Consider the following 21423-nt stretch of genomic DNA (forward strand, 5'->3'; position numbering starts at 1 on the left):
GATGTCGCCCGGCATCAGCACCGCCTGCGGCCGGCTTGCTTCACGAGGCGCTCGGTTTCCTCCGCATCCTCGTGCTCGTTCAGGCAGGCGATCAGCAGGTCGGCGCCGGTTCCCCATCGACACCGTGGCCTGCGATCCTACGCCGTTCCGAATCGTGGCGTCGCCGGCTTCGGACCCGTCGCGTCGTTCAGCAGCAGCTCCTGGGTGCGCGGCGCGGTGGAAATGCCGAGTTCGCGGCACATCTGCATCGCCTCCAGCAGCACCTGCTGCTGGGTCTTGAGGAAGAGGCTGAAATCGGCGTCCGACAGGTTGTAGACGATGTCGAACTCGATGTAGTTCTGGTCCAGCACCGTCAGGTTGACGTGGTCGAGCCTGACCTTGTCCTTGCCTTCGATGATGGACGACAGCTTCGGCGGGACCTTGGCCGCCAGCTCCGGCGGGGTCGATGGATTGATGCGCAGCGCGAACTGCACGCGGCGGGTATTCATGCGCTTGAAGTTGTGCACTACCTTGCGCAGCAGCTCGGCGTTGGCGATCACGATCTGCTCGCCGGACAGGGCGCGGATGCGGGTGGTCTTCAGGCCGACGTGTTCGACCGTGCCCGAGAATTCCGGCACCGAGACGAAGTCGCCGACTTCGAAGGGCTTGTCGACCGCGATCGACAGCGAGGCGAACAGGTCGCCGAGGATGTTCTGCACCGCCAGGGCCACCGCCACGCCGCCGATCCCGAGGCTGGCCACGAAGGTGGTGACGTTGATGCCGAGGTTGGACAGCATGGCCAGCAGGAACACGGTCCAGACGCTCCACTGCAGGGCCCAGATCATCAGGGTGTGGGCCACCGTGACCTGCTCGTTTTCCTTGTTCTTGCCGTGGATGCGGAAGTAGCGCCGCGCCGTCACGCCGATCGCGCGGTGCAGCCACACGGCGAGCTGGGCGCCGAGGGTGAGGAACCACAGGTGGCCGATGCGCCGGTCCCAGGGTGGCGGCAGGTCGAGCACCGAGGCGCCGATCAGGATCGAGGTCGCCAGGATCGCCACGTTGCTGGTGCGCGCCAGCGTGTGCTGGAGGACGTCGACGATGGGTCGTTGGGCGGCTTCGCCAGAGAGCTTGTCCAGGCGGCGCCGGAACAGCACCACCGCGGCGTGGATGAGGATGAAACTGAGCACCGCCGCGGCGATGGCGAAGGCGGCGTTGGTCCAGCTGATGTCGAGGGATGTGAAATAGCCGCGGATGTCCATTGGGCTCCTTTCATGATGGGGCGGGGAAGGCGCGCAGAAGGGGCGCGCGAAAGACGGCCTGCCGGGGCAGGCGGGCGCCGGCTGCCGGCGCCCGGGGATGCTTTGGGATCAGTGCCTGCTCAGTGCTTGGTACGCAGGTGCTGGCGTACGGCTTCGGCGCTGTTGCCCGCCTGCTTCACGGCCTGCTCCAGTTCTTCCTGGGTCACGCCGAGGGCTTTGGTCCAGTACTGGATCTCGTGCTTCTCGTGCAGGTTGATGCGGGAGCGGTCCTGTTGGCCGCGGTTCTGCAGATTGTCGGACATCTTGGCCTCCTTTTCATCATTGACGCGTACCTTGTCAGGATGCCAGCGCCCATCGCCATATTCCGTTCGCTAATTCACGTTATGCGAACGAAAAAGTTCCCATGCGTCAGCGATACAGTTTGAGCACCATCAGCTATCCCAGGAATGCCGGTCCGACTCAGCAAGCCCGACAGTAGGATCGAGGCGATGACGGTGTTGGTAGCCGGATCCCGACCGAGGCGCGGGGACCGGTTTTGCGCCCGCGGCCAGCCGGCCGCGGGCCTTTTTGCTCATTAAAATATGCAACTAACCCACAAGATGCGAAGACCCAGAAAAAACCCGCCACCAGGAAAGAGGGTGGCCGCCACACTCGCCGCCGGCATGCATTTGAGGTACGCTACTGTCAATTGCACAATAAGGAGAAAGCATGCCCAAGCCCTATGAAACCGCCCAGCCCGACCGCGCTGCGGTCGATGCGATGCCCGGCGTGGTGGCCGTCGATTTCGGCACCAACTGGTGCGGCTACTGCAAGGCGGCCGAACACGATATCGACGAGGCGCTGAAGGCCTACCCGGCGGTCAAACACGTCAAGGCAGAGGATGGCCCGGGCCGTCCTCTGGGCCGCTCCTTCCGCGTCAAGCTGTGGCCGACCGTGGTCGTGATGAAGGACGGCCAGGAAATGGCGCGCGTGGTGCGCCCGGCCGGTGCGCAGGAAGTGAAGGATGCCCTGGAAGCGGCCGGCAAGGCAGGCGCCGCATGATCGCAGCCGAACCGCAAACGGTGCGGGCCCCCGCAAACCGTCCGGCGACCGTGCTGTTCGCCAGCCTGATCGGCACTACCATCGAGTTCTTCGACTTCTATATCTACGCCACCGCCGCGGTGCTGGTGTTCCCGAAGCTGTTCTTCCCGGCGGCCAGTCCGGCCGCCGCGACCCTGCAGTCGCTGGCGACCTTCGCGATCGCCTTCTTCGCGCGTCCCGTGGGCTCGGCCGTGTTCGGCCACTTCGGCGACCGCATCGGCCGCAAGGCCACCCTCGTCGCGGCGCTGCTCACCATGGGCCTGTCGACCGTCGTGATCGGCCTGCTGCCGACCTACGCGTCGATCGGCACCCTGGCGCCGCTGCTGTTGGCGCTGTGCCGTTTCGGCCAGGGCCTTGGCCTGGGCGGCGAGTGGGGCGGGGCGGTGCTGCTCGCCACCGAGAATGCACCGCCGGGCAAACGCGCCTGGTACGGCATGTTCCCGCAGTTGGGCGCGCCGCTCGGCTTCTTCCTGTCCGGTTCGACCTTCCTGGTGCTGTCGCAGACCCTGTCGGACGCCGATTTCTTCGCCTGGGGCTGGCGGATACCCTTCCTGGCCAGCGCGCTGCTGGTGGTGATTGGCCTGTACGTGCGCCTGAAGATCACCGAGACTCCCGACTTCCAGAAGGTCCTGGAGCGCAACGAGCGTGTGCGCCTGCCGGTGGTCGCCGTGTTCAAGTCGCATCCCGGCCCACTGGTGCTGGGCACCCTGGCCGCGCTGTCGACCTTCGTGATCTTCTACCTGATGACGGTGTTCGCCCTCAGCTGGGGCACCACGGCCCTGCGTTACTCGCGCCAGCAATTCCTGCTGCTGCAGCTGTTCGCGATCCTGTTCTTCGGCCTGACGATCCCGGTGGCAGCAAGGCTGGCCGACCGCCTGGACCGGCGCCGCGTGATGATCGGGGTGTCGGCCGCGATCGCGGTCTTCGGCCTGCTGTTCGGGCCGATGTTCGGCTCCGGCTCGCTGGCGATGGTGACGCTGTTCATGGTTCTGGGCCAGTGCCTGATCGGCATGACCTACGGTCCGCTCGGGACCCTGCTGTCCGAGATGTTCCCGCCCGAGGTGCGCTACACCGGCGCCTCGCTGACCTTCAACCTGGCCGGCATCCTGGGCGCCTCGCTGGCGCCCTACGTGGCCACCTGGCTGGCGACCAACCACGGCCTGTCCACCGTGGGCTGGTACCTGAGCGCGGCAGCCCTGATCAGCCTGACGGCGCTGCTGCCGGTGAAGTCGGCGGCGCGCTGAACATGCTTCCCTGAAGGAGGCGGCGATGGGACTCGAGGGAGGCTGTTCCTGCGGCGCGGTGCGCTATGAAACGGAGGCGGTGCCTTTCCACCGCACTCTCTGCCATTGCATCGATTGCCGGCGTGCGGCGGGGGCGCCGGCCGTGCACCGATCGAGCCCGCAGGTCGAGCGCAGCTTCTGCGCCGCCTGCGGCACGCCGCTCAGCTACCGCAACGACGGCTACGCGCACGAAATCGACGTCCTCACCTGCACCCTGGACGATCCCGAGGCGGCCTCGCCGCAGGACCATACCTTCGCTTCCCAGCGGCTGGGCTGGCTGCGCGTCGACGACGGCATGCCGGTGTATCCGCGCAGCCGCGGGGAAGGACTTCAGGAGGATCAGAAGGAGTAGACCAGGGTCAGCGAGGTCTGGGTGTCGGTGTTCTTCTTGTCTTCCGGGACCTTGCTGTCGCTGCGCGCGCTGAACGCCGCCTTCATCTGCATGGTGCCGTTGATCTTGGTGCTCAGGGCCGTCTCCGCCACGGTGTGCGTATTCGAGGTGCCGCGTTCGACGCTGACCGTCTGGCTGAAGTTGGCCGAGGGGCTGACGCGCCAGCGCAGCTGGGCGGCGCCGTGCACCGTCATGCCCGAATCCTGCTCGCCGGACGCGCTCTCGCCGTGGAAGTAGCCCGGACCGATCTCGACGTCGACCGACTTGTCTTCGCGCTTGAGCAGTTGGGTGCCGTAACCGACCGCCAGGGTCGAATAGCGGGTGTAGGCGCCGAACTTGTCGTTCACGTGGGAGCCGAGCACGAAGGCGCGGTTGCCGTCCTGAAGCAGCTTGAAGGCCGCCTTGGCCGACAGCTGCCAGCGTTCCGCCGAGCGGTTCTTGGTACGGCTGCCGTCGTCGTGGACCACTTCGTCTTCCTTGAAGAAGCCGCTGAAGATGTACTCGTTGCTCCAGTTGCTCATCTCGTGGCGGGCGTCGATCTTGCCCGTGACCGAGGTGCCGGTGGTGTTGCCCGAGGTGGTGATCGCGCCCAGTTCGGCGGACGTGTACCAGCTGCTGCCTTCCGGCACAGCGATGGTCGGTGCTTGCGTAAAGTAGGTGGACGACGGGGCAGTATTGCCGTTGTCGTCCGGCGCGGCGGCTGCCGTGCCGGTTGCGCCGGCCAGAGCCAGCGCCCAAAGTAGCTGAGATCTCATGAGCATCCCGTCGTTCATTGGATGGCCCGACATTGTAAACCAAAGCCGGGCTTCAAACCCATCCGTCGCAACATTTTCCCCACAGAATTACATGCGGATATAATGCAATTGTTAAGTCGACATTCATTGTGTTTGCAATCCAAGCCGCGGCACGCCTAGAATGTCGGGTTTTTGTCGGACATACCGGCATGTATGTTTGGGAGCCACATTGAGCAGGCTGGTCATCATCGACGACCACGAATTGATCCGCGAAGGCATCAAGAAGATCGTGCGCGCCTGCGCCGACCTGAAGGTCGCCGGGGAGGCGGGCGATCTCAGGCAGGCGCTGGCGCTGGTCGCCCAGGTCCGGCCCGACGTCGTCGTGCTGGACATCAGCCTGCCGGACACGGACGGGCTGGACGGCCTGGCCGAACTGCGCCGCTGCTTTCCGGACTTGCGGGTGGTCATGCTGAGCATGCACCCTGAGGAGCGTTATGCACTCGCTGCCCTGCGCGCGGGCGCACTCGGCTATGTGTCCAAGGCCAGCGTCTCGACTGACCTGGTCGAGGCGGTGCGCAAGGCGGCCCAGGGGGTGCGCTGGCTCGGCTCACGCGTCGCCCGCCTCCTGGTGCAGGAGGCGAGCTGTCCGCCGTCGGCCCCGCCGCATCACCTGCTGACCCCGCGCGAAGGGGAGATCGTGGCCCTGATCGGCGCCGGCCTGCAGGTCAAGCAGGTTGCCGCCGAACTCGGCATCAGCATCAGTTCCGTCAACACTTATCGCAACCGCATCTTTCGCAAGATGGGCCTGTCCTCGAACGCGGCGCTGATCCGATACGCATTGCGCCACGGTCTTGCCGGCTGATTTCGACGTTGCCGCGAGGTAACAATGTGAAACGCGCCGTGTCGTTAAATATGCGACAGCCGACGCCCGATTCGCGACCGTACTGCACCTCCTTCATTCTCCGTTTTTCCTCTGTCGGCCGGGGTGCGGGCGACGGTCGCCGGCCGGCCCCGGCGCCGCTGTAAATACGATGTCGCGCTGGCAGCCTCTGCTACTGACTGCCGCCACAATGTTATAACTTCTCCATCTTGCCTATCGATATTGCAAGTTTCCCAGCGAGGCAGCGTACAAACGATGATCACTAAGCGAGAGAGAGCCATGCACGGGGACACGGTGGAGGTCCTGGTCGTGGAAGACAGCCCCACCCAGGCGCAGCACCTCGCGCGCCTGCTGGCCAGCGAACCCGGATGGAAGGTCCGGATCGCCGGCGACGGCTCGGCCGCGCTGGCCGAAGTGGCGCGCCGGCGCCCCCACCTGGTCATCAGCGATATCGCGATGCCGGGCATGGACGGGTTCACCCTGTGCCGCACCCTGAAGGAAGACCCGGTCTACGCCAACCTGCCGGTGGTGCTGCTGACCCGCCTGTCCAGCCTGAACGACATCGTCCAGGCCCTGGAATCCGGTGCCGACAGTTTTGTCCGCAAACCCTACGACGGCATGCAGCTGCGCGAGCGCCTGCGCCGCATCCTCCAGGATTGCGCCCTCGGTTCGCCCGACCGTCCGCTGGAGTTCATGGCCGCCGAACGGCGCCAGATCTACGAACTGCTGGTCGCCACCCACGCCCAGGCCTTGCGCATGAATGCCGAACTGGCCGAGCAGCGTGCTTCGCTGGAACGCTCCGTCCGCTCGCTGGCGACCCTGCACGGCATGGCGGCGGCGCTGAACGAGGCGGTCGGCGAACACGCCGTGGCCGAAGCGGCGCTGGCCCACCTGCTGGCGATGCCGGGCCTGGCCGGCGCCGCGGTCGGCGCGCTGCGGCCGAACGGTGGGCTCAGGATGCTGGCGGCGCGCGGCATGCCGGCCGGCGAAGCGCCCGGCATGCACCTGCTGCGCCTGCCGCTTTACGCCGAACACCGCGAGGTCGGCGTGCTCGAGCTGCTGCCCAATAGTCCCGAGCTGGGCGAGGCCGAGCGCTCGCTGCTCGACAGCGCGGCGACCCAGCTCGGCTCGGCGCTCGAACGCGCCCGCCTGTACGCCTGCATGGAAGCGCTGGTAGTCGAGCGCACGGAGGCCCTGCGCTCGGAGCGCAACCGCCTGTCCGCGGTGGTCGATACCGCCGGCGCGCTGGTGCTGCTGGCGGCGCCCAGCGGCCACATCGTGATGTTCAACCGCGCCTGCGAGGACGCGCTGGGCTGGAATGCGAACGAGGCGATCGGACGGCCGGCCTGGGAGGTCGTGCGGCGGGTCGACGACGAACTGGCGGTAAGGCGCGCGTTCCTGCATCTGGACAGCCTGCCGGAAACCGCCCGCATCCAGGGCGAATGGCATACCCGGGACGGCAAGTGCCGTTCCATCCTCTGGACCTCGACCCTGCTGCGGCGCGAGGACGGCAGCGTCGAGTACGTACTCGGCACCGGCATCGACGCCACCGAGCTGCGCGGCGCCGAGGAACGCCTGCGCTACGTCAGCAATTTCGATGCCGTGACGGGCCTGCCGAACCGCCTGCTGCTGCGCGACCGCCTGCGTCAGATGAAGGGGCAGGCCCAGGGCGCGGGCCAGGTGCTCGGCTTCATGCTGCTGAGCCTGGGCCGCATGCCGCTGATCCGCGAGGCGCTGGGCCCGGCGGCCGAACAGGCGCTGCTGCAGGAAGTGGCGGGGCGCCTGCGCGAGACCGCGGGCGCCGACCCCGTCGGCCGCTTCTCCGACGGCAGCTTCGCCGTGCTGGCGCTGCGGTCGGTAGGCGAGGACCTGGCCGTCGCGGCGCGGCGCCTGCTGGCCGCGGTCGCCAAGCCGTATTCCTGGGAATACCAGGAGCTGCACCTGGACCCGGCAATCGGCATCGCGGTATTCCCGAACGACGGCCTGAAGTACGAACTGCTGGTGCAGGGCGCCGAAGCCGCGCTGCGCCAGGCGGCCGAAGGCGTCGGCCAGCGCTATGCCTTCTACCGTCCCGAACTGAACCAGGGCGCCAACGAGCGCTTCAAGCTGGAGAGCGCCCTGCGCCGCGCCATCGAGCGCGAGGAGCTGGTCCTGCACTACCAGCCCCAGGTCGACCTGGCCAGCGGCCGCATCGTCGGCGCCGAGGCGCTGGTGCGATGGCAGCATCCGGAGCGCGGCCTGGTGCCCCCTGGCCTGTTCATTCCGCTGGCCGAGGAGACCGGCCTGATCCTGCCGATGGGCGACTGGGTACTGAACGCCGCCTGCCGCCAGCAGCGCGAATGGCGCGAGGCCGGCCTGCCGCTGGTGCCGGTGGCGGTGAACCTGTCCGCCAACCAGTTCGACGACCGCATCGTGGAGACGGTCGGCCGGGTGCTCGAGGAATGCGGCATCGAGCCGGAGCTGCTGGAGTTGGAGTTGACCGAATCGGCCTCGATGGCGGACGCCGACAAGAGCTGTGCGCTGCTGGCCCAGCTCAAGAGCATGGGGATCCGGCTGGCGATCGACGATTTCGGCACCGGCTTCTCGAACCTGAACTACCTGAAGCGCTTCCCGGTCGATACGCTCAAGCTCGACCAGTCCTTCGTCGCCGACATCCTCGACACGGCCGGCGACGACCTGGCGATCTCGCAGGCGGTGATCGCGATGGCGCACGGATTGGGATTGAAGGTGGTGGCCGAAGGGGTGGAGAGTGCCGGCCAGCTGGCCCTGCTGGCCGAGCATGGCTGCGACCTCATGCAGGGCTATTACTTCAGCAAGCCGGTGCCGGCCGCGCAGTTCGCGCAGATGCTGCGCGAGGGGAAGACGCTCGACCTGGCGCCGCTGGGGCGGCACCCGGCCGAGGAGGCATCAGGCGCCGGCCATCACGTCCCGATGTAGACGATCTTGAAGGCGAACAGCGCCGCGATCACCCACACGATCGTCGCGACTTCGCGGGCGCGGCCGGTGGTGAGCTTCAGCACCGCATAGGTGATGAAACCGAAGGCGATACCCTCGGCGATCGAGTAGGTGAAGGGGATGGTCAGCGCGGTGATGGCCGCCGGGATGGCTTCGGTGGTATCGCCCCATTCGATGTCGCCGAGGTCGCGCAGCATCAGGCAGGCGACGAACAGCAGGGCCGGGGCGGTGGCGTAGGGCGGCACCACGCCGGCCAGCGGCGCGATGAACAGGCAGGCCAGGAACAGCACGGCGACCGTCAGCGCGGTGAGGCCGGTGCGGCCGCCGGCCTGGACCCCGGATGCCGATTCGATATACGCCGTGGTGCTCGAAGTGCCGAGGACGCTGCCGGCGACGATGGCGGCGCTGTCGGCCAGCAGGGCCTTGTTCAGGCGTTCCATCTTCCCTTCGACCAGCAGGCCGGCGCGGCTCGCCACGCCCATCAGGGTGCCGGTGGCGTCGAACAGTTCGACCAGGAAGAACACCAGGATCACGTTCAGGATGCCGACGCTCAGGGCTCCCTTCACGTCCAGCTGCAGGAAGGTCGGGGCCAGCGAGGGCGGGGCCGAGACCACGTTGTGGAACTGGTTCCCGCCGAAGAAGAAGCTCAGGATCGTGACCGCGATGATGCCGATCAGGATCGCGCCGCGCACCCTCAGGCGGTCAAGGGTCACGATCAGCAGGAAACCGACCATGGCCATGATGGCGCCGGCCTGGTGCAGGTCGCCGACCTTGACCAGGGTCGGCTCGCTGGCCACTACGATGCCGGCGTTCTTCAGCGCGATCAGGGCCAGGAACATGCCGAGACCGACCGTGATCGCCACCCGCAGCGAGCGCGGAATCCCGTTCACGATCATCGCGCGCAGGCCGAACACCGAGACCAGGATGAACAGGCAGCCGGACACGAACACCGCGCCCAGGGCCGCCTGCCACGACACTTTCATGCCCAGCACCACCGCGTAGGCGAAATAGGCGTTCAGGCCCATGCCCGGCGCCATCGCGATCGGATAGTTGGCGTACAAGCCCATCACCGCACTGCCGAGCGCCGCCACCAGGCAGGTGGCGACGAACACGGCTTCCTTCGGCATCCCGGCGTCGCCGAGGATCGAGGGGTTGACGAAGATGATGTAGGCCATCGTCAGGAAAGTGGTCAGACCGGCCAGCATTTCGGTGCGGACGTCGGTGCCGCTTTGCCGCAGGTTGAAAAGGCGTTCAAGCATGGTGGTGGAGGGCTCCAGTATTCGTCGCTCCCGCGACGGTATGAATCGACGGGTGTTTACGCGAAAACGACGGTGCCGGTGTCGCGTGCACACGTCCGCTTATCGATGACCGAAGCATAACACCAGACGGCAGATCAGCCATATCCTAAACCAGGGCATCATCGGCATGGACGACGTCGCCGGCAGGACGCGGCGCCGGTCGAGGAAGCCGCCGCCGGCGCGCGGACGCCGCAGGAACTGTCGCGCGAGCCATCCGACATGCTGGGGGCCGGGCGGGCGATTTGATAACATGGTGGCTTGTTCACTCTTTACGAATGCCGCCATGCCCAAAAACAAGCGCCCAGCTCCCCGCAAACCTGTGAAACAGGCGGCGGAGCCCGACCACGAGGCGCTGGCCCAGAACCTGGTCGATCTCGCGCTCGAGATCACCGAGGCCGACCCCGAGGACCTGCAGGCCGCCGCGCGCAGGCCGCAGTACGAGCAGGATCTGCTGACCCTGATCCGCCGCACCCTGCGCCGCCAGCACGACGAGATCCTGTACGGCGCCATCGAAGCCGCCCGCTACACCGATCCCGAGTGCTGCCGCTACCTGCAGGAGCACATCGAGGAAGAGGCGGCGACCCTTCATTTGCGCGACGACGACGGCGCCGAGCTCGAGATCGACGCCTTCATGATCCCGCTGTTCGTCAGCAGCACGGGCGGTCTCAAAGCGGCCGAGGTATTCCAGGACGACGCCGCCTTCGAGGAACTGAGCGACAGCTTCCGCCACACCGGCCTGGCCAGCGCCGACAGCCGCGTCGTACTGGTGCGCTACCTCTACGACCTCGACGAGGTCGACCACATCAGCTACAGCGTCATGCAGCAGATGCTGAGGGAAGCCGCTGCCACCATGCGCAGCAAGAAGCTGGTGGCGGCGCCCACCATCGAAGCCAGCATGCGCGGCTGGCACGCCAGCGGCTACAACCCGGACGACGAGGCGATGGAACTGCGCTTCCTGCTCGGCTTCTCGCTCAAGCACGCCGACGACCCCTTCTATAAGGTACCGAAGGACGAAGCGGCGGCGGACGCCTTTTTCGAGGGCCGCATGGCGCGCTACCGCATGTGGGCCGGCAGCATCGCGCCGCTGTTGTCGCGCTGCCTGTCGCCGCGGCCGGCGGAGATCGAACTGAATTTCCTTTACCAGGACCTGTTCTACGGCGCCAAGGAGCAGGGCGTGGCCGAGCTGGCGATGCTGGCTACCCTGGCCGACGTCAACGCCCGCCTGGACGAGCTGGACGCGGAGCCGGAGCGCATCAAGGCCGTGGTCGCGCCGGTCGACCTGGGCGACCACGCCGCGCTGCGCATCAACCTGTATCCACTGGACGGCGGCGCCCCGCTGGCGACCGTCGACAAGCCGCTGGACCTGGCGGCCGACCTGGAAACCGAGATGGAAGACCTGTGCGACGGCTTGAGTACGGTCGGGCTGGATGGGGTGCTGGTGGCGCGCGGCTTCGACGAAGGTGGGCAGCCGGAGGGGGCGGAGGCTTATCTGAGTGATTGAAGTGTAGGACGTCGTTCCCGCCACCTCAGCGTCGTTCCCGCGCAGGCGGGAAACAAGGTTCGACGCGTTTTGATAGCACATGCAAACTTGGGGATAGTGCCACGGGCACTATCCCGCGTCCGCGGGAACGACGTTAACGGTCTCGCAATCCCTCCATTTCCAACAATTCCTTCCCCGTAAACACGTTTTTTTCACAGTTCCGTTCTCCATTTAACCCTCCGCACGCTTGAGTGCATGGGCGATTTTCGTAGTGTTTTTTCCTGATTAATCGTAGGAGTGCGCCTACATTTTTTACCGATAGTCACAAGCTTCCCTAGGGAGGCAGAGTGCCGTTTTCTCATTTCTGTTACTCGTTATTAATATTGCAATTGGTAAATGAAAATCTTGAGAATTTTGCATGTTACGATTCTCGGGTCCGGCAACCGGAATCCTGCCGCCGCCAAGCGACATGCGAAGGGTTCCGCCGGTTGAATTCCAGATCAACGAGAACGCCCTGAGGCGAAAGGAACTTGAAAAATGCCAACCCTGATCGTGTTTTGCCACCTGCGTTGGGACTTTGTCTTTCAGCGTCCCCAGCACCTGATGACGCGCCTGGCGGAACACTACCGAATCCTCATCGTGGAGGAACCGGTCTACCACGAAGGGCAGGCGCACCTGAAGAAAACGGCCGTCGCGCCGAACATCACGGTGTGCCAGCCGCATACCGCGATCCATGCACCGGGTTTCCATGACGACCAGATCCCGACCCTGCAGACCCTGCTGGCCGACCTCGTGCCGGAAGGCGAGAAGCCGGTGGTCTGGTTCTACACCCCGATGGCCCTGCCGCTGCTGCAAAGCTTCGAGCCTTCGTTGGTCGTGTACGATTGCATGGACGAACTGGCAGCCTTCCGCAACGCGCCGAAGCAGCTGCTGCAGCGCGAGAGCGCCCTGCTGAACATCGCCGACCTGTGCTTCACCGGCGGTCCGAGCCTGTACAACTCGAAGAAGGAGCGCCACAACAACGCCCACTGCTTCTCGAGCAGCGTCGACGCCAGGCACTTCCAGCAGGCCCGGGACCGCTCGTACAGCCACCCGGACCAGGCGAACATCCCGCATCCGCGCCTCGGCTTCTACGGCGTGATCGACGAGCGTTTCGACACCGAACTGATCCGCGATATGGCCGCCGCCCGTCCGGACTGGCAGATCGTGCTGGTCGGCCCTGTCGTGAAGATCGATCCGGCCCACCTGCCGCATGCTGCCAACATCCACTACATGGGCCAGCGCACCTACGAGGAGCTGCCGAAGTTCCTGGCCGGCTGGGACGTCTGCCTGCTGCCGTTCGCGATGAACGAGTCGACCAAGTTCATCAGCCCGACCAAGGTGCTGGAGTACATGGCCGCCGAACTGCCGTCGGTCAGCACGCCGATCACCGACGTCAAGGTGCCCTACGGTGACGTGGTCGCCATCGCCGAGACTCCGCAAGAGTTCATCGAGGCCTGCGAGCGCATGCTGAACGCGACTCCGGAACAGAAGGCCTCGCTGGCCGGGCGCATGCGCGCCATCGTGGCCCGCACCTCGTGGGACAACACCGCGAATGCGATGCACCGGCTGATCCAGACCACCGAGCCGGCCAACCGTGCCCAGCGTTTGAAGGCCCACCTGGCCGACATCGCCGGAGCCGGCGCCGACAACGTCAGCCCGCTGCCCATCAAGCAAACAGCACCGGCGGTCGACGTCGACCAGCAGCCGCTCAAGGCCCAGGCAGCCGAATAATCTGCCCGGCCTGAAATAAATCCGCCCCGGCGCAGCGATGCGCGTGGGCGGATTTTTGCTTTTGTGGCAAAATCGCTGGATGAGTATCCTGCACCGTCTGCCTTACGAGTGGCTGATCGGCCTGCGCTACACCCGCGCCGGCAAGCGCGCCAGCCGCAACCGATTCCTGTCCTTCATTTCCCTGATCTCCGTGGCCGGGATCGCCCTCGGCGTGGCCGCGCTGATCGTCGTGCTGTCCGTGATGAACGGCTTCGAAAAGGAGGTTACCGCGCGCATGCTGTCGGTGCTGGCCCACGTCGAAGTGATTGCCGCCGACGGCGCCATGCCGGAGTGGCGTTCGCTCGAACAGCAGGCCCTGCGCAACCCCGAAATCAAGGCCGCCGCGCCCTTCGCGGAGCTGCAGGGCATGCTGCTGCGCGAAGACAGTATGAAGCCGGTGGTGATCCGCGGCGTGCTGCCGGAAGCCGAGGCGGCGGTGTCCGAGATCGCGCAGCAGACCAAGTCGCATAGCCTGTCGTCGCTGACGGCCGGTTCCAACAACGTCGTGCTGGGCAGCGAGCTGGCACGCTCGCTCGCGGTCAAGGCCGGCGACAAGGTGCGCCTGCTGGTGGCCGCGCCGGGCACCTCCGGCCAGCCGGGGCAGATCGCCACCCGCCAGCGGGTGTTCAGGGTGTCCGACGTCTTCGATTCCGGTAACTACCAGTTCGATTCGGCCCTGGCCTTCGTCCACATCGAGGATGCCGAGAGCCTGCAGGGCCTGACCGCGCCCACCGGGCTGCGCATGCGCCTGGCCGACATGTACGCGGCCCCGCGCGTGGCGGTGGAGCTGGCGCGCAGCCTCGACGAGCGCTTCATGGTGCGCGACTGGACCCGCGTGAACGCCACCTGGTTCGCCGCGGTGCAGTCGCAGAAGCGCATGATGTTCGTGATCCTGACCATGATCATCGCGGTGGCCGCCTTCAACCTGGTATCGACCCTGGTGATGACGGTGCGCGACAAGCAGGCCGACATCGCCATCCTGCGCACCCTGGGCGCCTCGCCGAGCTCGATCATGCGGATCTTCGTGATCCAGGGCACCCTGGTCGGCATCCTCGGGGCCCTGCTCGGGGTCTTGTTCGGCGTGCTGGTTGCGCTGAACGTGGACGTGATCGTGCCCGCCATCGAGCACCTGTTCGGCGTACAGTTCCTGGCCAAGGACATTTATTTCATCAGCGAAGTGCCGAGCGACCTGCGCTGGGCCGATGTCGGCCGCATCGGCGGGGTCGCGGTGCTGCTGGCCTTCGTGGCAACCCTGTATCCGAGCTGGTCGGCGGCGCGCCTGCAGCCGGCGGCGGCGCTGCGCTATGAATGAGGTGAGAATCCGCGCACATTCGGAGGTTTGCGGCTGATAAGCTCTGCGGGTTGTTTTTCAACCTGCAAGGAAGCACTGGATGCGCCGCATTCTCTCCCGTACCGTCCTCGCCGCCGCGCTTGCCGCGCTGCTGGCACCCGGCATTTCCGCCGCCGCCTTCGACCCGGACGCGGTGGTCCCGACCGGCCCCGACGTCAAGATCGGCAAGCTGTCCAATGGCCTGACCTATTACATCCGCCAGAACAGGCATCCGGCGCGCCGCCTCGAACTGCGCCTGGTGGTCAAGGCCGGCTCCATCCTCGAAGACGAGGACCAGCGCGGCCTGGCCCACTTCACCGAGCACATGGCCTTCAACGGCTCGACCCATTTCAGGAAACACGAGCTGGTGTCCTGGCTGCAGTCGATCGGCGTGAAGTTCGGTGCCGACCTGAACGCCTATACCTCCTACGACGAAACGGTGTACATCTTGCCGGTGCCGAGCGACAGCCAGGAGCACATCGACAAGGGCTTCACCATCCTCGAAGACTGGGCCCACGGCATCGCCTTCGACGATGCCGGCATCGACCAGGAGCGCAGCATCGTCCTCGAGGAGCTGCGCACCCGCAAGGGCGTCGGCGAGCGCGTCGGCAAGCTGGTGCAGCCGAAGCTGTTCAACGGTTCGCGCTATGCCGATCGCCATATCGGCGGCACCGACGATTCGATCCGCGGCTTCAAGCCGGACGCGCTGCGCCGCTTCTACCGCGACTGGTACCGGCCCGACCTGATGGCGGTGGTGGCGGTGGGCGACGTCGAGCCCGAGGAACTCGAAAAGCAGATCAGGGCGCACTTCGGCGCGCTGCGCAATCCGGCCGCGCCACGTCCGCGCACCTATGCCGAGATCGTGCCGCTGGCGGCCACCGAAGCGCTGGCGGTGACCGACCGCGAACTGCCGATCAATTCCGTGTCTGTGCACTATCCGGCGTCGCCGGCGCCGGAGCGCAACACCTACGGCGCCTACCGCGAGCGCCTCCTCGAACGCCTGACCGGCGCCATGCTGGCCCAGCGCCTGGCCGAGCTGTCGCAACAGCCGAATCCGCCCTTCGTCGGCGCCAGCAGCGGGCTGGGACAGATGACACCGCGCTACCGCGCCTATACGGCGCGCGCGGTGCTGGGTGCGGGCGGCAGCGCGCCGGCGCTGGCGGCGCTGCTGCAGGAACAGCAGCGGGCGCGCCGCCACGGCTTCAGCGAGGCCGAACTGGAGCGCGCGCGCAAGAGCCTGCAGCGCAGCCACGAGCGCAGCTACAACGAACGTAACAACACCTCGTCCGGCAGCTACGTGGCCGAGTACCTGCGCAACTTCCTGACCGGCGAAGCGCTGCCGGGCAGCGAGGCCGAGCACCGCATCGTGCAGGAGATGCTGCCGGCCATCACGCTGGAGGAAGCGAATGCCTTCGCCCGCAAGACCATCCCCGGCGACTCGGCCAAGCTGGTGATCTACACCGGCGGCGAAGCGGCGCCCGCACCGGCGTCAAGCCAGCTGCTGGCCGAAGCCGCCGCCGGCGAACGGGCCGCAGTATCGGCGCGCGAGGAAAAGGCGGTGGCCAGCCGCCTGATGGAAGCGCCGCCGAAGCCCGGCGCCATCGTCGCCGAAAGCGAGGACAAATCGCTGGGCGTGACCCGGCTGACGTTTTCGAATGGGGTCAAGGCCATCGTCAAGCCGACCACCTTCCAGCAGGACGAAGTCATGTTGATGGCCTGGCGCCACGGCGGCCAGAACCTGTTCGACGAAAAGGACCTGGTCAACGCCCGCCACGCCAGCGCCCTGGCGGCCGCCATGGGCCTGAAGGATTTCTCGCCGCTCGAACTCGGCAAGATGATGGCGGGACGCCGCGCCCACGCCGGCTTGCAGCTCGGTCCCGACGTCGAAGTCGCCACCGGCGTCGCCGGCGCCACGCCAGGCGAGATCGAAGCCATGCTGCAGATGTTGTGGCTGCGCTTCGACGGCGTGCGCCGCGACGAAGGCCTGTACAAGTCCTACCTGGCCAAGGAAGAGGAAGTCCTGCGCCAGCGCGACGCCTTGCCGCAGACGCGCTTTGCCGACGCGCTGGTCGACACCCTGTACGCGAATCACCCGTACGAGCCGCGCGCCACGGTACTGGCCGACCTGCCGAAGGTCGACCTCGACCGCAGCCTGGCACTCTATCGCCAGCGCTTTTCGAGCGCCAGGGGCTTCACCTTCGTGGTGGTCGGGAATGTCGACTTGGCGAAGCTCAAGCCGATGCTGGCCGCCTACCTGGGCAGCTTGCCGACGCCGGACCTGCCGCTGGCTTACCGCGACGTCGGCCTGCGCTACGCGGGCGGCGTGATCAAGCGCGAAGTGAAGGCCGGTTCCGAGCCGAAGAGCACGCTGTCCCTGAACTTTACCGGCCCGGCCAGCTGGTCGCCCGACGAGCAGCTGCGCCTGGACGCGCTGGTCGAGGTCATGAACCTGCGCATCGTCGAGGTCCTGCGCGAAAAGATGGGCCTCATCTACAGCGGCCGCATGAGCGGCGGCATCAAGCGCACGCCCTACGAGCATTACCGGATCGGCACCACGCTGCCGACCGGCCCCGACCAGGTCGAGCGCGTGACGGCGGCCCTGTTCGCGGAAATCGAGCGCATCAAGAAGGAGGGACCGGATCCGGCCGACCTCGACAAGGTCAAGCGGAACTGGGGCCAGTCCTGGCCGCGTATGCTGCGCAGTAACGCCTTCTGGGCGGCGCACCTGGCCGGCGCGGAACTCTACGGCAGCGATCCGCATCGCGTCCTCGACCAGCTGCAGCGCGCGGCCAGGCTCACGCCGGACGATGTGAAGCGGGCGGCGCAGCGCTATTTCGATACCGGCAACTATGTGCAGATGGTGCTGAATCCGGAGACGCTCACACCTCGATGACCAGCTCCGGCTGGAAGGCCGCCTGCTCGCCCTTGTTCGCATAGCCGAGCGGATTGGCGACCACGCGGCAGGCACGCGGCCGGCCCCCGGCTTCGCCTTCGACCACGTAGTCGTTGGCGCAGTGCAGGTGGCCGTGCATCCAGATGTCGGCCCAGGGAATCAGGGCATCCATGCTGTTGCAGAAGCCGGCCGTGCCCGGCGTGAGGCCATAGCGCGGGTCTGCGCTGCGCAGGCTGGGCGCGTAGTGGGTCACGGCCACCGTCGGGCCGTCGAATGGCGCGGCCAGGGCGGCGCGCAGCCATTCCTGGCAGGCCAGCGACATCTCGCGTTGTTGCTCGGCCAGCACCGGCTCGCCCTTGCGGAAGGTGGTGTTCTTGCTCAGGTAGTAGTTGGCGGCGCGGAAGGCCTTGCCGCGCGCCTGCAGCTGCCTGGTCAATTCCCGTTCCTGGCCGGCGAGGGCGTCGAAGTCGCTCCACAAGGTGCTACCGATGAAGCGCACGCCGCCGGCGACGATGGTCTCGCGGTCCAGCCATTCGATGCCGAGGTAATTGCAGACGCGCTGCAGGCGTTCGTAGGCGTCGTCGTGTTCGAGGCCGTCGAATTCGTGGTTGCCGGGGACGTAGAGCACCCTGGCGGCGCCGAAATCATTGCGTCGAGGGGAAAAGCGCGCCAGGCCGAAATCTTCGTCCGGCAGGCGCGACCTGGCCTGGTAGGAGCCGATGTCGCCGGCCAGTACGATCACGTCGGTGCCGGGGTGGATGAGGGGTTCGAAGCCGGGGTCGCGCTCGAGGTGCAGGTCCGAAAAAAGCTGAATTCGCATGATCGGACCAGTATAGCCGTTACGCGGAGCCGGTGCGCCGGACGGGAGCCAGGCGCACCGCACCGGGTGCCGCGGCGCTCAGGCCAGCGGGTCGATCGCGAACGCCGGCATGCGCGCGTTCTTCTGCGCGGCGTCGAGGAAGGTATCGGCGGTGCTCAGCGCCTCGTTGATGGTGACATCCATGTCGAGGTAGCGGTAGGTGCCGAGGCGGCCGACGAAGGTCACGTTCTCTTCCTGCCTGGCCAGGTTCACGTAGCGCTCCAGCTGGGCCTTCTCGCGCGCCTGGCGGATCGGGTAGTAGGGCACGTCCTTTTCTTCGCACTGGCGGCTGAATTCCTTGTACATGATCGAGCCTTCGTGCTGCTCCCACGGCGAGAAATGCTTGTGCTCGGTGATGCGGGTATAGGGCTGGGCATCGTCGCAGTAGTTGATCACGGCGTTGCCCTGGTAGTCGCCCTGGGCGCGGAAGACTTCGAAGTCCAGGGTGCGGTAGGGCAGGCGGCCTTCGGCATGCTTGAACCAGGAATCGATCGGGCCGCTGTAGAACACGTGGTCGTAGTCGACCTTCGAATCCGGGTCGAACCTGGTGTTCAGGTGCACCGTGATGCCCGGGACGTCGAGGATGCGCTCCACCAGCACCGTGTAGCCGTCCTTCGGCATGCCCTGGTACTTGTGGTTGAAGTAGTTGTCGTCGTAGTTGAAGCGTACCGGCAGGCGCTTCAGGATGCTGGCCGGCAGTTCGCTCGGGTGCAGGCCCCATTGCTTCATGGTGTAGGTCTTGAAGAAGGCTTCGTACAGCTCGCGGCCGACGAAGCGCAGCGCCTGTTCCTCGAAGGTGGTGGGGTTCTCGATTGACTTGTCGCCCAGCTTGGCCAGGAATTCCTGGGCTTCGGCCGGACGCATGGTCTTGCCGAAGAACTGGTTGATGGTCAGCAGGTTGATCGGCAGGGTGTAGACGGCATTGTTGGTGATCGCCTTCACGCGGTTCACGTAGGGCATGAACTCCATGTGACGCGTCACGAATTCCCAAGAGCGTTCGATATCGGTGTGGAAGATGTGCGGTCCATAGACGTGGACCATGACACCGGTTTCCGGATCACGTTCCGAATGACAATTGCCCGCCACATGGGGACGGGACTCGAAGACTTCGACGTTATAGCCCGCCTTTGCGAGCTGGTTGGCGATCACGGCTCCCGAGAATCCCGCGCCGACGATGGCGATATTTTTTTTCATCTGTTTTATCCTAACTGTTGAGTTGAATCCGCAGGCTTGCGGCGGCCGCAAGACCTGATGCTTGGGTGCAGGATGTGAACATGGGGCGGAGCAGAGTGCACAGGAAACAGGCACAGGCAGCATGCGCGGCCGGCCCTGCGTGGGGCGCGGCGTTCAATATCGTGCCAAAAATATATCATCGATCACCCATTCGGCATCGCACAATTGGATGCGCCGGAAGGGGTATAGATGGAGTGATGGACGGGGCGGCTTGCTGTGATGCATCACAACAATTTTGGTCTGTAAACGAGAACCGCCGGCAGGGCCGGCAGTCGAAGGTGTAGCGCGTCAGGCAAGATCAGCGCTTGTCGCTTTTGCTGCCCTGCGATCCGGGCCGCGTCTGCTGTTGCGACGAACCGCCGCGCATATTCGAGGAATTGTCCACGCTATTATCGCTCAGCAAATCGTCACTCTGCTGGTTGACCTGGCGATTGCTTTGCTGGCTGCCCTGCTGCAGCCCGCTTTGCCGGCTACCCTGCTGGCTGTCCCGGTCCAGGTTCTGCGAGGATTGGTCGCGATCCTGGTCCATCCTGTGGCCGCCGCTCTGCTGGTTGCCGCCTTGCTGCTTGCTGCCCTGCTGGTTACGATTCTGTTGATTTCCGTTTTGCTGGTTGTTTTGTGCCATGATCATTCTCCTTCATGAATGGTTGCCATGAAATCCTCGTCAGAGGAGATGTGTTCATTCTATGCAACCAGCATATCGTGCGCTATAGGAGATGCCATGGCAGGCTTGTAGGAAGAGTCTGGCTGACTAATGGCGCCAGGAAGCTCCGGGCGGCGTCCCTGTGGCGGCCTGCATCAGCACCGACGGCGGATCGGCCAGGCGTACGATCGACAGCGGATGGGCGAAGCGGATACCTTCCTCCTGGAAACGGCGGTAGATCTCCAGGAAGATGTCCTGCTGGGCGTCCATGTGCAGGATGTAGTCCGGGCTGCGGAAGTGATAGACGACTTCGAAATTCAGCGACCACTCTCCCCACTGGAAGAGATGCGCCCGCTCGAAGTCGACGTTCTGCTTGGCGGAGATGATCTCGCGGATGATGCGCGGCACCCGGCACAGCAGCTCCTCGCTGGTGCCGTAGGCGATGCGCAGCACGAAGGCGACCCGCCGCGTCTCCATCCGCTTGTGGTTGTGGATCCGGCTTTTCAACAGGTCGCCGTTCGAGAACACGACCTGTTCGCCGCCCAGGCCGCGCACCCGGGTCGTCTTCAGGCCGATGTGCTCGACCGAACCCAGCACCTCGCCGACGATGATGAAGTCGCCGATCTCGAAGGGTTTGTCGAGGGTGATCGAGAGCGAGGCGAAGAGATCGCCGAGGATATTCTGCACCGCCAGCGCCACCGCGATGCCGCCCACGCCCAGGCTGGCCACCAGGGCCGTGATGTTGACGCCGAAGTTATCGAGCACCATCAGGAACACGATCACCCACAGGGTCAGGCGCAGGCTGAACCCGAGGATGGCGCTGGAATTGCGCCGTGTACTGTCCTGGGCCTGGTAGAGCTGGTTGCGCCAGGCGCGCAGGCCGACGTCGCCCCAGACCGCCACCTGCATCAGCAGGGCGGCCACGCCGACCCGGGAGACGAACAGCGCGCGCGGCCGGCTCAGCTCCAGGAAAGTGCTGCCGAAATAGATGCCGAAGGCGACGATGAACAGGAGATAGGTCCGCGACAGCATCTTGACGACCAGGTCGTCGATCCTGGTCTCGGTCGCGGCCGAGCGCGCGGCCATGCGGCGCAGCACCAGGGCGCGCACGGTGGCCATGGCGGCCGTCGCCAGCACCGTGGCCAGCAGGGCCAGCGCCCAGTCTTCGAGGGAATTGCCAAGGAAATCAAGCTGGCGCAGGTGGGCCAGGTCGGGAACACGCATCGATACACTCCGGGGACATTCGAAAAAACCCGTCCTAGTTTGGGGGCGCCCGGCGCTGAGGTGCGCACAATTGACTTTCGGAAGCGTGGA

At 65.8% G+C, this 21423-nt stretch carries 17 protein-coding genes; 9 read left to right on the plus strand and 8 right to left on the minus strand.

Annotated features, from left to right (window positions below; translation table 11 throughout):
- Positions 1-137 precede the first annotated feature (137 nt).
- Positions 138-1238 carry a mechanosensitive ion channel family protein gene (locus AC1DOP_RS12060; RefSeq protein WP_442121422.1) on the minus strand — a complete coding sequence of 367 codons (1101 nt, stop codon included), beginning with the start codon at positions 1236-1238 and terminating at the stop codon, positions 138-140.
- Positions 1239-1357: 119 nt separating this feature from the next.
- Positions 1358-1540 (minus strand): DUF3606 domain-containing protein, encoded by a 183-nt coding sequence (locus AC1DOP_RS12065; RefSeq protein WP_442121421.1) that lies wholly within the window; start codon positions 1538-1540, stop codon positions 1358-1360.
- Positions 1541-1946: 406 nt separating this feature from the next.
- Here AC1DOP_RS12065 and AC1DOP_RS12070 point away from each other — a divergent pair, with 406 nt between their 5' ends.
- From AC1DOP_RS12070 to AC1DOP_RS12080, 3 genes are read left to right on the plus strand one after another with little or no spacing between them, the layout of a single operon-like run.
- The gene (locus tag AC1DOP_RS12070; RefSeq protein ID WP_477251352.1) at positions 1947-2279 is read left to right on the plus strand and encodes a thioredoxin family protein; all 333 of its coding nucleotides are present in this window, start codon (positions 1947-1949) and stop codon (positions 2277-2279) included.
- Positions 2276-3562 carry an MFS transporter gene (locus AC1DOP_RS12075; RefSeq protein ID WP_477251353.1) on the plus strand — a complete coding sequence of 429 codons (1287 nt, stop codon included), beginning with the start codon at positions 2276-2278 and terminating at the stop codon, positions 3560-3562. Before AC1DOP_RS12070 ends, AC1DOP_RS12075 begins: the two co-directional genes overlap by 4 nt.
- Positions 3563-3587: 25 nt before the next feature.
- Entirely contained in the window at positions 3588-3953 is a 366-nt protein-coding gene (locus AC1DOP_RS12080) for a GFA family protein (protein WP_477251355.1), read from the plus strand.
- Here the strand turns inward: AC1DOP_RS12080 and AC1DOP_RS12085 are convergent.
- Complete coding sequence (locus AC1DOP_RS12085; RefSeq protein ID WP_442121417.1) at positions 3941-4747, minus strand: DUF481 domain-containing protein; 807 nt, start codon at positions 4745-4747, stop codon at positions 3941-3943. The genes AC1DOP_RS12080 and AC1DOP_RS12085 overlap by 13 nt on opposite strands.
- Before the next feature lie 208 nt (positions 4748-4955).
- On the opposite strand from AC1DOP_RS12085, the gene AC1DOP_RS12090 reads away from it, so the two are divergent.
- On the plus strand, positions 4956-5588 hold the full coding sequence (locus AC1DOP_RS12090) for a response regulator (RefSeq protein ID WP_477251357.1): 633 nt from the start codon (positions 4956-4958) through the stop codon (positions 5586-5588).
- A 297-nt stretch (positions 5589-5885) separates the two neighbouring features.
- Positions 5886-8543: a GGDEF/EAL domain-containing response regulator gene (locus AC1DOP_RS12095; RefSeq protein WP_477251359.1), complete on the plus strand. Its 2658-nt coding sequence runs from the start codon at positions 5886-5888 to the stop codon at positions 8541-8543.
- Here AC1DOP_RS12095 and AC1DOP_RS12100 read toward each other — a convergent pair.
- Positions 8528-9820 (minus strand): NCS2 family permease, encoded by a 1293-nt coding sequence (locus AC1DOP_RS12100; RefSeq protein WP_442121414.1) that lies wholly within the window; start codon positions 9818-9820, stop codon positions 8528-8530. The genes AC1DOP_RS12095 and AC1DOP_RS12100 overlap by 16 nt on opposite strands.
- 322 nt (positions 9821-10142) lie before the next feature.
- Between AC1DOP_RS12100 and AC1DOP_RS12105 the strand changes: the two genes are divergently transcribed.
- The 4 genes from AC1DOP_RS12105 to AC1DOP_RS12120 all read left to right on the plus strand — a co-directional run bounded on the left by AC1DOP_RS12105 (position 10143) and on the right by AC1DOP_RS12120 (position 17374).
- A complete protein-coding gene (locus AC1DOP_RS12105; RefSeq protein ID WP_442121413.1) occupies positions 10143-11360 on the plus strand; it encodes a hypothetical protein in 1218 nt (405 codons plus the stop codon).
- Between the two features lie 516 nt (positions 11361-11876).
- Positions 11877-13112, plus strand: a complete 1236-nt coding sequence (locus AC1DOP_RS12110; RefSeq protein WP_477251362.1) for a glycosyltransferase — start codon at positions 11877-11879, stop codon at positions 13110-13112.
- Positions 13113-13191: 79 nt separating this feature from the next.
- Positions 13192-14463: a lipoprotein-releasing ABC transporter permease subunit gene (locus AC1DOP_RS12115; RefSeq protein WP_477251364.1), complete on the plus strand. Its 1272-nt coding sequence runs from the start codon at positions 13192-13194 to the stop codon at positions 14461-14463.
- A 79-nt stretch (positions 14464-14542) separates the two neighbouring features.
- Positions 14543-17374 (plus strand): M16 family metallopeptidase, encoded by a 2832-nt coding sequence (locus AC1DOP_RS12120; RefSeq protein WP_477251366.1) that lies wholly within the window; start codon positions 14543-14545, stop codon positions 17372-17374.
- Here AC1DOP_RS12120 and AC1DOP_RS12125 read toward each other — a convergent pair.
- From AC1DOP_RS12125 to AC1DOP_RS12140, 4 genes are all read right to left on the minus strand, one after another.
- Entirely contained in the window at positions 17361-18194 is an 834-nt protein-coding gene (locus AC1DOP_RS12125) for a metallophosphoesterase (RefSeq protein ID WP_442121409.1), read from the minus strand. The genes AC1DOP_RS12120 and AC1DOP_RS12125 overlap by 14 nt on opposite strands.
- A gap of 78 nt (positions 18195-18272) precedes the next feature.
- Positions 18273-19427: a UDP-galactopyranose mutase gene (gene glf / locus AC1DOP_RS12130; protein WP_442121408.1), complete on the minus strand. Its 1155-nt coding sequence runs from the start codon at positions 19425-19427 to the stop codon at positions 18273-18275.
- Between the two features lie 337 nt (positions 19428-19764).
- Positions 19765-20091, minus strand: coding sequence for a hypothetical protein (locus AC1DOP_RS12135; RefSeq protein WP_477251368.1), 327 nt, complete (start codon positions 20089-20091; stop codon positions 19765-19767).
- Between the two features lie 126 nt (positions 20092-20217).
- On the minus strand, positions 20218-21333 hold the full coding sequence (locus tag AC1DOP_RS12140) for a mechanosensitive ion channel family protein (protein ID WP_442121406.1): 1116 nt from the start codon (positions 21331-21333) through the stop codon (positions 20218-20220).
- Positions 21334-21423: the final 90 nt, after the last annotated feature.

Source organism: Massilia sp. 01N410, from assembly GCF_056399665.1.

Bases quoted from the DNA above. Each gene is read 5' to 3' on its own strand.
- AC1DOP_RS12065 (WP_442121421.1), bottom strand. From the start codon at position 1,540: ATGTCCGACAATCTGCAGAACCGCGGCCAACAGGACCGCTCCCGCATC.
- AC1DOP_RS12115 (WP_477251364.1), top strand. From the start codon at position 13,192: ATGAGTATCCTGCACCGTCTGCCTTACGAGTGGCTGATCGGCCTGCGC.
- AC1DOP_RS12110 (WP_477251362.1), top strand. From the start codon at position 11,877: ATGCCAACCCTGATCGTGTTTTGCCACCTGCGTTGGGACTTTGTCTTT.
- AC1DOP_RS12105 (WP_442121413.1), top strand. From the start codon at position 10,143: ATGCCCAAAAACAAGCGCCCAGCTCCCCGCAAACCTGTGAAACAGGCG.
- AC1DOP_RS12075 (WP_477251353.1), top strand. From the start codon at position 2,276: ATGATCGCAGCCGAACCGCAAACGGTGCGGGCCCCCGCAAACCGTCCG.
- AC1DOP_RS12085 (WP_442121417.1), bottom strand. From the start codon at position 4,747: ATGAGATCTCAGCTACTTTGGGCGCTGGCTCTGGCCGGCGCAACCGGC.
- AC1DOP_RS12140 (WP_442121406.1), bottom strand. From the start codon at position 21,333: ATGCGTGTTCCCGACCTGGCCCACCTGCGCCAGCTTGATTTCCTTGGC.
- AC1DOP_RS12120 (WP_477251366.1), top strand. From the start codon at position 14,543: ATGCGCCGCATTCTCTCCCGTACCGTCCTCGCCGCCGCGCTTGCCGCG.
- AC1DOP_RS12095 (WP_477251359.1), top strand. From the start codon at position 5,886: ATGCACGGGGACACGGTGGAGGTCCTGGTCGTGGAAGACAGCCCCACC.
- AC1DOP_RS12080 (WP_477251355.1), top strand. From the start codon at position 3,588: ATGGGACTCGAGGGAGGCTGTTCCTGCGGCGCGGTGCGCTATGAAACG.
- AC1DOP_RS12060 (WP_442121422.1), bottom strand. From the start codon at position 1,238: ATGGACATCCGCGGCTATTTCACATCCCTCGACATCAGCTGGACCAAC.
- AC1DOP_RS12135 (WP_477251368.1), bottom strand. From the start codon at position 20,091: ATGGCACAAAACAACCAGCAAAACGGAAATCAACAGAATCGTAACCAG.
- AC1DOP_RS12100 (WP_442121414.1), bottom strand. From the start codon at position 9,820: ATGCTTGAACGCCTTTTCAACCTGCGGCAAAGCGGCACCGACGTCCGC.
- AC1DOP_RS12070 (WP_477251352.1), top strand. From the start codon at position 1,947: ATGCCCAAGCCCTATGAAACCGCCCAGCCCGACCGCGCTGCGGTCGAT.
- glf (WP_442121408.1), bottom strand. From the start codon at position 19,427: ATGAAAAAAAATATCGCCATCGTCGGCGCGGGATTCTCGGGAGCCGTG.
- AC1DOP_RS12125 (WP_442121409.1), bottom strand. From the start codon at position 18,194: ATGCGAATTCAGCTTTTTTCGGACCTGCACCTCGAGCGCGACCCCGGC.